This window comes from Rhodoferax sp. (genome assembly GCF_028689305.1).
Taxonomy (GTDB): Bacteria; Pseudomonadota; Gammaproteobacteria; order Burkholderiales; family Burkholderiaceae_C; genus Rhodoferax.
This window is the reverse complement of sequence record NZ_JAQTWM010000020.1, coordinates 1-10,924: the sequence shown is the minus strand read 5'-3', so window position 1 is coordinate 10,924 and position 10,924 is coordinate 1. Positions and strand designations below refer to the sequence as shown.

Here is a 10,924-nt window from a genome sequence, read left to right as displayed (position 1 = left end):
ACCTGTTTTTGTAGCTATATATTTGGTAGCAGAAATTGATCATGGTTGGTATGACGCACACCTTTCTCTGGCACGACTACGAAACCTTTGGCCTCCAGACCCGGCGTGCCCGCCCGGCCCAGTTTGCTGCCATCCGTACCGACGCAGACTTGAACCAGCTTGGTGAGCCGATCATGCTGTACTGCCGGCCTGCCAATGACTTTTTGCCAGAGCCGCAGTCCTGTCTGATCACCGGCATCACGCCGCAGGAATGTTTGGGAAAAGGCCTGCCAGAGCACCAGTTTGCCGGCCAGATCGAGCAAGCCCTGGCCTGGCCCGGCACCGTGGGGGTGGGCTACAACACCATCCGGTTTGACGACGAAATCACCCGCTTCATGTTCTGGCGCAGCCTGATCGACCCCTACGCCCGTGAGTGGCAAAACGACTGTGGCCGCTGGGACCTGCTCGACGTGGTGCGCACCGCCTACGCCTTGCGCCCGGAGGGTATCCAGTGGCCGGTGAATGCCGAAGGCAAACCCAGCTTCAAACTCACCGACCTGACCGCCGCCAACGGCCTGGTGCACGAGTCCGCGCACGATGCCTTGAGCGACGTGCATGCCACCATCGCCCTGGCGCGGTTGATCAAAACCGCGCAGCCCAAGCTGTTTGATTTTTGTTTTGGCCTGCACAAAAAAGACCGGGTGCTGGCCGAGCTGGGTTTGCCGTCCACTCAGAATCACGCCAGACCGTTTGTGCACATCTCCGGCATGTTTGCGCCCGAACGGGGTTGCCTGGCGCTGATGTGGCCGCTGGCCATGCACCCGGCCAACAAAAACGAACTGCTGGCCTGGGACCTGGCGTTTGACCCGAGTGAACTGGCCAGCCTCAATGCCGAGCAAATCCGCCTGCGCCTGTTCAGCAAAAGCGCCGACCTACCCGAGGGCTTGAGCCGCTTGCCGGTCAAATCGGTCCACCTGAACAAGTCACCGATGGTGATGAGCAACCTGAAGGTGCTCAGCCCGGCCATGGCCGAACGTTGGGGCGTGGATGTGGCCGCGCAATTGCAGCATGCAGCCTTGGCGCGTGACCTGCCCGACATGAGTGCCATCTGGGCCAAGGTGTTTGCACGGGAGGCGGCCGGGCCGGTGGATGTGGACGAAGACCTGTATGGCGGCTTTGTCGGCAATGCCGACCGGCGCAGGCTTAACGATTTGCGCCAGAGTTCACCCGAGCAACTGGCCAAAGCTCGCCCAGCATTTGAAGATGGCCGGCTGAGCGAACTGCTGTGGCGCTACCGGGCGCGTAATTTCCCACACAGCCTGACCCCCGAGGAAGTAGCGCGGTGGGAAGCCCACCGCGCGGCGCGTTTGCTGCAAGGTGAGGGCGGGGCACTCACCCTGACCGCGCTGTTTGATGAACTCGACCAACTGGCCGAAACCGCTGACGAGCGCGGTGAGGCCATATTGGGCGCGCTGTATGACTACGCGGAGATGATTGCGCCGCAGGGGGATTGATCGCTGGTAGGTTGACAAAAGGTTGATTTTTTTCAACTTTTGTCAAATGATCGGCCACCCGAAAGGTAGATACTGCATCCACGTCAGTGGCGCAAGAGGCCGACGTGTGGCCGATGCTGCCGTCAGGTCAGCCATCAGCTGTTGTAACCGTCCTGGAGGTCATCATGGACACATTGCTGTCTGCAACCCGCCGCTTCCTACGTGATGAAGAAGGCGTGACCATCGTCGAATATGCCATGATTGCGGCCCTGATTGCCCTGGGTGTTGCCGCGACGGTGCTCCTGGTTCGTGACACGATGGTTGATGTGTTTGACAAGATCCGCGCCTGTCTTGCAGCCCCGAATGTGACCAATTGCACCTGAGCGGCTGCCTGGCCTTGATGTAGCTATCGGCCTGGGAGCGGGTTCTCGATCTGAGTGAGTTGGCCAGCCTGCCCTCCAAGAAAACCGCCCGCTGAGAGGCTCCCCGTGCTGCGCATTTGCTGCAAGGCGAGGGCGAGGTACTCACCCTGACTGCGCTGTGTGATGCGCGCGGCAAACTGGCCGAAACCGTTGACGAACAGGATGAAGAGGTGTTGGGCGCGTTGTATGACGACGCGGAGATGATTGCGGCGCAAGGGGATTGATTGAGCCGCTCAATCTTTTTTGTTGCCAAGACCCTGCACGGCAACGTTTCAAGCTGTGACGCGGCATCCACATCCATAATCTGTCCAGCGCATTTCAGGGACGAGACAAGCATGGTAACTGTTGACGCTTCAAATCTGAAGTCCATCCTGCACTCCCAACGTGCCAACATTTACTATCTGGAGCACTGCCGGGTGCTGGTGAATGGGGGGCGCGTTGAATACGTCACCGACGAGGGCAAACACTCTCTTTACTGGAACATTCCCATCGCCAACACCACCACCGTTCTGCTGGGCACGGGCACGTCGGTCACCCAGGCGGCCATGCGTGAGCTGGCCAAAGCAGGCGTGCTGGTCGGGTTTTGCGGCGGTGGCGGCACGCCCTTGTTCAGCGCGAACGAGATCGACATAGAGGTGGCCTGGTTTTCCCCCCAAAGTGAATACCGCCCCACCGAATACTTGCAGCACTGGGTGCGATTCTGGTTTGACGACGGCTTGCGCCTTGCTGCGGCCAAAGAATTCCAGCAAATTCGGCTACAACGTGTGCGCCAGCAATGGCACAGCTTGAGCCAGTTGCGCGACAGCCCTTGCACCGTCGATATGACCCAACTGGACGCGCTGCTGAAGCAGTCCAGCCAAGGTGTTGCCAATGCGTCGAGCCAAACCGAGCTGTTGACCGAAGAAGGCCGCCTGACCAAACAGCTCTACCGGCTGGCGACCCAAGCCACGCAATACGGGGAGTTCGTGCGCAGCCAGCGGGGCGACAGCATCGACGCGGCCAACCAGTTTCTTGACCACGGCAACTATCTCGCCTACGGGCTTGCTGCGACGGCCACTTGGGTACTGGGTCTGCCCCACGGGCTGGCTGTGTTGCACGGCAAAACCCGGCGCGGTGGCTTGGTGTTTGATGTGGCCGATCTGGTCAAAGATGCCGCCATCCTGCCCCAGGCCTTTATCTCTGCCATGCGGGGTGACACCGAGCAGGAGTTCCGCCAGGCCTGTATTGACAAGCTGACCAGCAGCGAGGCGCTGGACTTCATGATCGACACCCTCAAGGTCGTGGCGCTCAAGATTGGCCGACTGGCCCAAACCCAGCCAGCCGCGGACGCATGAACATTCTGCTGATCTCCCAGTGCAACAAGCGGGCACTGACTGAAACCCGCCGCATCCTTGACCAATTCGCCGAACGACGCGGTGAGCGCACCTGGCAAACGCCCATCACCCAAGCTGGGCTCGACACACTGCGCCAGTTGCTGAAAAAAACCGCCCGCAAAAACACTGCCGTGGCCTGCCACTGGATTCGCGGGCAAGACCACAGCGAACTGCTGTGGATCGTGGGAGATGCCAGCCAGTTCAACAGCCAGGGCGCGGTGCCCACCAACATGACACGGCGCAATATCTTGCGGCGGGGGGATGAAAACGATTGGCATACCGGGCAAGACATTCACCTGCTCAGCGCCTTGGCCGCCTTGTTGCATGACTTGGGCAAAGCCAGCCAGGCTTTTCAAATGCGCTTGCTTGGGCAATTACAAGAGCGCAACCAGTACCGCCATGAATGGGTTTCGCTGCGCCTGTTTGAAGCCTTTGTGGGAGACGATGACGATGCCACCTGGCTGGCCCGCCTCGCCAACCCGTCTGCTGCGGACGATGCCACCTGGTTGGGTCGCCTGCAGCGTGATGGTCTGGATCAATCCGTGCAACCGCCCTTTGCCCATCTGGCGCGGGCACCTTTGGCGCAATCCATCGCCTGGTTGGTGGTCACCCATCACCGCTTGCCCGTGGCCCCCGAGAAAGATGCCGAACCCGGAAGCAACACCTATCTGGGCAAAAAGGTTGGTTGGGTCTCAGCCCACGCGCTCAAAGATGTTCTCCACCTGATGGATGCCGGTTGGAACGAATTGAATCGTGGGGGTGATGACAAGCAGCTTGCCTTGTACTGGCACTTTCCACACGGCTTGCCCGTAACCACCGACTTGTGGCGCAAGCGGGCAGCCCGTTTGGCTGGGCGACTGCTGGCCTTGTGCCAGTCGCCCGATAAAGGCCAGTGGCTGAACAACCCGTATGTGATGCATGTGTCCCGACTGTGCCTGATGCTGGCAGACCACCACTATTCATCCCTGGCCGTGGACGACAAAGGCAAGCCCGCAGCAGGCCGGGTCACCGGTCAGAAAAACTACCCGCTTTACGCGAATACCCAAGGGCCAGCAGGCCAGCTCAACCAGACGCTGGACGAACACCTGCTGGGCGTGGCCCAGCACAGCAGTGAGGTCAGCCACGCCTTGCCGCGCTTTGAGTTGAACCTGCCCCGGCTGGCTCGCCACAGGGCGTTGAAAAAGCGTGCCCAAGAGGCCCGCTACCGCTGGCAAGACAAAGCATTCGAGGTGGCGCAGGCCATGCGCGACCGCAGCCAACGCCAGGGGGCTTTTATCGTCAACATGGCCTCTACCGGGTGCGGCAAAACTTTGGCGAATGCCCGCATCATGTATGCGCTGGCAGACCCCGAGCAAGGCATGCGCTGCGCCTTTGCCATGGGCCTGCGCACCCTTACCCTGCAAACCGGTCGGGCGTTTGGTGAGCTGTTGGGGCTGGGCGATGCTGAGCTGGCCATCCGTGTGGGCGGCAGCGCCAGCCGGGCACTGTTTGAACACTATGAGCGAGAGGCTGAAAAATCCGGCTCAGCTTCAAGCCAAGCACTGCTGGAAGAAGGCAGCCATGTGGTGTTTGACGGCAACACCGATGAGCACCCCTTGCTACAGCGCATCATGCACGACCCCGCCGCCCGCGCCCTGCTGGCGGCACCCCTGCTGGTGTGCACCATCGACCACCTGACCCCTGCCACAGAAAGCCAACGCGGTGGCCGCCAGATTGCCCCCATGCTGCGCTTGATGAGCGGCGATCTGGTGCTGGACGAGCCTGATGACTTCGACATTGCCGACCTGCCAGCGCTGACCCGCCTAGTGCATTGGGCTGGCCTGCTGGGTGCACGGGTACTGCTGTCATCCGCCACCTTGCCACCGGCCCTGGTGCAAGGCCTGTTTGAAGCCTACCGCAACGGTCGCCAGCACTACCAGCGCAATCGTGGCGAACGCCCCAGCGCAATGGCCCAGGCCACGGAAATTTGTTGCGCCTGGGTCGATGAGTTTGACGTGCAACAGGCCAACTGTGTGGATGGCGCGAGTTTTGTCAACGAACACGGCAACTTCGCCAAACGACGGGCATTGCGACTGGGCAAAGCCGAAGTGCGCCGCCGGGCTGAGTTGGTGACTTTGAATCTGGGGCAAAAAGCTTACCCTCTGCTAATCATGGGCTTTGCAAAAGAAGCCATGCGCCATGCCGTTGGTTTACACAACAAGCACCACCAGCCTGATCCTCAAAGTAGCAAGCGTGTCAGCTTTGGTCTGATCCGCATGGCCAATATCGGGCCACTGGTGGACGTGGCGCTGGAGCTTTACCGCCTGCCCTGGCCCGAAGGTGTGCGCGTACACCTGTGTACCTATCATTCCCAATTTCCGCTGTTGATCCGATCCGCCATTGAGCACCAGTTGGATCAAACCCTGAATCGCCGCCAGCCCGATGCCGTGTTTGCCCTGCCGGATATTCGCCAGCGCTTGGACGAGAACCCCGAGCCAGACCACCTGTTCATCGTGCTGGGGTCGCCGGTCACTGAGGTCGGCCGCGACCACGATTACGACTGGGCCGTGGTCGAGCCATCCTCCATGCGCTCATTGATCCAGCTTGCGGGCCGGGTGCGCCGACACCGTGAGGGTGAATGCAGCACCCCCAATATTCGCGTGTTTGACACCAATCTGCGCCACTTCGCTCACCCTGGTAAGCCCGCTTTTTGCAAACCCGGCTTTGAAACAGAACAGTTTCCTTTGCAGCCCCACAGCTTGGGCCAATTGATGATCCCTGATGAAGTCGCCGTGATGGATGCGCGGCCCCGCATCGTGGCGCGAGAAAAGTTGCAGCCCCGCAGCCGACTGGTGGACTTGGAACATGCACGTATGCAGGCGGCGATGCTGCCCCTGCCTCCCAGTTCCTCTATGCTGAACGCAGCCAGTTGGTGGCAACTGGCCCCGGCAGATGCGCTGCTGACCGCCGTGTTGCCACAGCAGCAACCTTTCCGAGACGACCCGCTGCAACGTGTGGATTTGGAACTGCGCCCCAATGAAGACGGTGATGACTACACGCTCGTCTTGGTGATAGACGACAAACAGGGACGGCGTGGGGGCAAGACTTACATCGAAGCTGAAAAGTCAAACAACAAGCGCATTCCAGATGCCAAGGTGCAAGGCGAACACATCACAGCCTGGGGGGTGAGCGACTACATGGAGGCGTTGACCGATTTGGCTACCACCATGGACATCCCCTTGGATCGATGTGCCCAACGCTTTGGCACTTTGAGCTTGCCCGAAAGCACCAACGGCTGGCGCTTTCACCCGGCGCTGGGGTTTACGAAAGACAACACCTGAAAAGGCGAGGCCGACACAAGGTCGGCCTTGCTGCCTGTGCGGCAGTTGATGGTTAGTACAAACCGTAGGTAACTTTTCTGAACTGCCTTTTCGGCAGTACGAGAAGTGTACTTTGAACAATAAATATTTCAACAAATCATAGTTAACTGGTATAGGATTGGTCTAACCTGAATTCAGGCTATGTTTTGAATCAACGAAGGGAGTCTCAATGGGAAATAACAAACCGCTGCGGGTAACCGCGTTGCGGGCGGTGATCACCGATTTTCTGGCTGCGCGCTACAAGGACAAACTTGAAGCCGTCAAAGAAGATGCCAATGATTCCAATGCCGCCAATCTACAAAGAGAGAAATTGCGCCAGCAATTCGACCCCGCAACCTGGCTGGAAGATGCCGCCCGACGTGCCGCGCAAATTCAGGCGGTGACGCACTCTCTGAAACCTGTGCACCCGGATGCCAAAGGCACCAACCTCTACAGCCCACCCAGCACACTGGCTGGCATTGAGCTGGTGGGAAGCCACTGTCTTGGTGATGCCTTTGCCGGCGATGTGGTCGGCAATGCTGCGGCCCTGGATGTGTACAAATTCCTCAAGCAGATGCACGAAGGCCACAGCCTCTTGGCGCTTTCTGTGGCGGGGGATGCCGATCTGGCCGCGGCCTTGAGCGATGACCCCGCGCAGGCGCAAGTCTGGCTGCAGGCCTTTGCCACGCTCACCGAGCCGCGTGGCCGAGTCACCTCGCACACCCTGGCCAAACAGCTCTACTGGCAAACCGGTGACGATGTGCAGGCAGACGACAGTTACCACCTGCTCTCGCCCCTGTACGCCAGCTCTTTGGCGCACCGGGTTTATGAGACGCTGCAAGATGACCGTTTCAGTGAGGCCGCCAAAGCTGCCCGTGATGCCCGCAAAGCCAACACCTTCAGCGAGCGCCCGGTGCATGAATACCCGCACATGGCCGTTCAGCAACTGGGTGGCACCAAGCCGCAAAACATCAGCCAGCTTAACAGTGAGCGCCGGGGCAACAACTGCTTGCTGGCCTCATTGCCACCGGTGTGGCGCTCGACGGACTTGAAGCCGCTGCTTAACACCGATTCAATGTTCCACCGCTATAGCCGTCGCCCCGAAGTGCGCCAAGCCGTCAAAGACCTGTTGGCCTTTTTGAAGACCGACCCCACGCGAAATGTGGCAACCCGCAGCAAGCGTGCAGCCTGGGTCAATCTGCTGATTGACGAGTTCTTGCAGTTCACATCCGAGCTGCGCAGCCTGGAGCCCGGCTGGAGCCAAACACCTCAGTGCAAATTGACTGAATCCGAGTGCCGCTGGCTGGATGACGATGGCGTGAAAGCGACCGATACCGAGTTGGATCGTGCGCCCCCCACCGATATTCCTGAGCGCATCTGCGCGGCTTTTGCCAACTGGCTCAATGCGCAGTTGCGTCCTCCGCTACCCATGGGTGACCCTGAGTTTTTGGCTTGGCGCAATGCCATGATGGAAGAAATCAAGGCGCAAGAACGGGAGGGCACTCATGCCGAATGAACATACGCAACACGCCGTGCTGGTGCTGCCGCGCCTGCGGGTGCAAAACGCCAATGCCATATCCAGCCCGTTGACCTGGGGGTTTCCGGCCATCACCGCCTTCACCGGGCTGATGACCGCACTGGCCCGACGCATGGGGCCAGACGCAGGCATCCGCTTTCACAGTGTGGGCGTGGTATGCCATGGCTTTGAAGCACAGGTGACCCAAGGCGGCTACACACGCAGCTTTTGCCTGACGCGCAACCCCGTGTTGCAAGACGGCTCAACGGCGGCGATTGTGGAAGAAGGTCGGGTTCATCTGGACATCACCCTGGTGTTTGAAGTGACGCTGAGTGCTGCCTTGCTTGACGATGCCAAACGTGCCCAGTGCGCCGCCGATGCTGGTCAATGTGTTGCCGCCATGCGTATTGCTGGCGGCAGTGTGATGCCACCTTTGCATGGTGCATTGCGGCGGCCACCACGCGCCAAATTGACGCTGTTGGGTGGAGATGTGGAGGCACAAGCCAAGCAATTCAAACGACTCAGCCGCCAGTGGCTGCCGGGCTTTGCCTTGGTGTCGCGTGACGACGTGTTGCAAAACCGCCTGGAAGAGCTGCGTGCCAGCGCACCCGTTGAGGCCGCCCCGCCCACGTTGCTGGACGCATGGCTAGACCTGTCACGCATCAACCACCGCGCCAGCCGCAAAGCCGTGCCAGATGCCAACCTGGGTGAACCCGCCGAAGTGGTGGAGTGGGCCACCGACAGCCGCAACGGTTGGCTGGTGCCCATACCGGTGGGCTATGCCGCCTTGTCAGACTTGTACCCCCCTGGTGCAGTGGCAGGCGCACGCGACACCGGTGTGCCGTTCCGTTTTGTTGAGAGTGTGTATTCCATCGGCCAGTGGGTCAGCCCGCACCGTCTGGCGGACATGACCCAACTCACCTGGCGGCCCGACTACGCACCCGCCAGCGGTCTGTACCGCTGCGTCAATGCATTTCAAGCACCCGCAACCGATTCATACACCCCCGTTTCTTTTACCGATTGATTTCAAGGAGTTAAACCATGGCTACTACCAACACACTCAAAACTGCCTCCGTGCTCGCGTTTGAACGCAAGATCGACCCGTCTGATGCCCTCTTTGCCGCAGGCACCTGGGCGCAACGCAGCACCAGCCAAACCTGGCCTGCCGTTGAGGTGCGGGCCAAGTCGGTACGCGGCACCATTTCCAACCGTCTCAAAACCAAAGACCAAGACCCGGCCAAGCTTGATGCCGCCATTGAAAACCCCAACCTGCAAACCGTGGATGTGAGCATGCTGCCAGCCGATGCTGACACGCTCAAAGTCAGCTTCACCTTGCGCGTGCTGGGTGGCACCGGCACACCTTCGGCCTGCAATAGTGCCGACTACCAAGCCAAGTTGTTGGCTACCGTGCAGACCTACGCAAAAGCACCGGGCTTTGGTGAGCTGGCTCGGCGTTATGCACACAACCTGGCCAATGGCCGTTTTCTGTGGCGCAACCGTTTGGGCGCGGAGCAAATCGAAGTGCAAGTCGCCCAGTTGGCAGACGGACAAGCCGTGCAACGCTGGACGTTTGATGCCCTGGCCCATTCGCTGCGCGACTTTGATGCCAGCTCTGCGGAATTAACGCAATTGGCGGCCTTACTGGAACAAGGCTTGAGCGGTTCAAAGTATGTGTTGCTGCAAGTGACGGCCTTTGTGCGCGTGGGTGCAGGCCAAGAAGCGTTTCCGTCACAAGAGCTGATTCTGGACAAGGACAAGGCAGGTAAAAGCAAAACGCTTTACGCCGTGAACGGCATCGCCGCCATGCACTCCCAAAAAATCGGCAACGCCATCCGTACCATTGACACCTGGTACCCCGCAGATGACGGCATGAGCCAAACGATCCCGATTGCGGTGGAGCCCTATGGCTCAGTCACCTCGCAGGGCAAGGCCTACCGACAGCCCAAGGTCAAGATGGATTTTTACTCTCTGCTGGATGCCTGGGTGTTGAAAGACCAAGTGCCCGACGTGGCGCAGCAGCACTTTGTGATGGCCAACCTGGTGCGTGGTGGCGTGTTTGGCGAATCTGGCAAGGACTGAAGCCATGAACCACTATGTTGACCTGAAGTTGCTGCCCGACCCCGAAATTGCGCAGCCGCATTTGATGGGGGCCTTATTCAGCAAACTGCACCTGACGTTGGTGGCCCAGCGTAGCGAGCACATCGGCATCAGCTTTCCGGCGATGCGAGACACACCACCGTGGCTGGGCGACTGTTTGCGTTTGCACGGTAGCCAAGCCGAGCTGGCCGCGATGATGGCCGCGCCATGGCTGGCAGGCATGCGTGACCATGTGCAGGCCAGCGCTGTGTTGCCCGTGCCGACCACTGCCCGCTATCGCGTGGTGAGCCGTGTGCAGGCCAAAAGCAACCCGGATCGCCTGCGCCGCCGTCAAATGCGCCGCCACGGCATTGATGCCGCTGAGGCCTTGGCGCGTGTACCCGACACCGCCGCCGAACGCCTGGATTTGCCTTACGTGCAACTGCGCAGCCTGAGCACCGTGCAGTCATTCAAGCTGTTCATCCGGCATGGAGCCCTGCAAGATGCCGCAAGCCCTGGCGTGTTTGGAGCCTATGGTTTAAGCCCAACGGCGACGGTGCCCTGGTTTTGACCCTTTTTTGAGGCTGTAAGAAAAAGTCTTTGAAATCAACGGCTTGCTGAAACCCCTGGGAAGAGGGGTTTTTGCGAATTTTTGTCGAAAGCTGTTGAAATTCAAGACCTTATTGTCGGATGGGGATAGTTCACTGCCGCATAGGCAGCTCAGAAA

General features: G+C 59.7%; 9 protein-coding genes. All 9 read left to right on the top strand.

Going from position 1 to position 10,924, the window contains the following annotated elements; all coding sequences use genetic code 11:
• Nucleotides 1-50 precede the first annotated feature (50 nt).
• Entirely contained in the window at nt 51-1,493 is a 1,443-nt protein-coding gene (sbcB, locus tag PHW99_RS06335; RefSeq protein WP_300174873.1) for an exodeoxyribonuclease I, read from the top strand.
• A 164-nt stretch (nt 1,494-1,657) separates the two neighbouring features.
• Complete coding sequence (locus PHW99_RS06330) at nt 1,658-1,855, top strand: Flp family type IVb pilin (protein ID WP_300174871.1); 198 nt, start codon at nt 1,658-1,660, stop codon at nt 1,853-1,855.
• Nucleotides 1,856-1,971: 116 nt separating this feature from the next.
• Nucleotides 1,972-2,118 carry a hypothetical protein gene (locus PHW99_RS06325; protein WP_300174869.1) on the top strand — a complete coding sequence of 49 codons (147 nt, stop codon included), beginning with the start codon at nt 1,972-1,974 and terminating at the stop codon, nt 2,116-2,118.
• A 111-nt stretch (nt 2,119-2,229) separates the two neighbouring features.
• On the top strand, nt 2,230-3,228 hold the full coding sequence (gene cas1f / locus PHW99_RS06320; protein ID WP_300174867.1) for a type I-F CRISPR-associated endonuclease Cas1f: 999 nt from the start codon (nt 2,230-2,232) through the stop codon (nt 3,226-3,228).
• Entirely contained in the window at nt 3,225-6,587 is a 3,363-nt protein-coding gene (cas3f, locus tag PHW99_RS06315) for a type I-F CRISPR-associated helicase Cas3f (protein ID WP_300174865.1), read from the top strand. Before cas1f ends, cas3f begins: the two co-directional genes overlap by 4 nt.
• Nucleotides 6,588-6,795: 208 nt before the next feature.
• Nucleotides 6,796-8,121 (top strand): type I-F CRISPR-associated protein Csy1, encoded by a 1,326-nt coding sequence (gene csy1, locus PHW99_RS06310; RefSeq protein WP_300174863.1) that lies wholly within the window; start codon nt 6,796-6,798, stop codon nt 8,119-8,121.
• Entirely contained in the window at nt 8,111-9,145 is a 1,035-nt protein-coding gene (gene csy2 / locus PHW99_RS06305; RefSeq protein WP_300174861.1) for a type I-F CRISPR-associated protein Csy2, read from the top strand. Before csy1 ends, csy2 begins: the two co-directional genes overlap by 11 nt.
• A 17-nt stretch (nt 9,146-9,162) precedes the next feature.
• Entirely contained in the window at nt 9,163-10,200 is a 1,038-nt protein-coding gene (gene csy3 / locus PHW99_RS06300) for a type I-F CRISPR-associated protein Csy3 (RefSeq protein ID WP_300174859.1), read from the top strand.
• A gap of 4 nt (nt 10,201-10,204) precedes the next feature.
• Nucleotides 10,205-10,768, top strand: a complete 564-nt coding sequence (gene cas6f, locus PHW99_RS06295) for a type I-F CRISPR-associated endoribonuclease Cas6/Csy4 (RefSeq protein ID WP_300174857.1) — start codon at nt 10,205-10,207, stop codon at nt 10,766-10,768.
• The last annotated feature ends 156 nt before the right edge of the window (nt 10,769-10,924 follow it).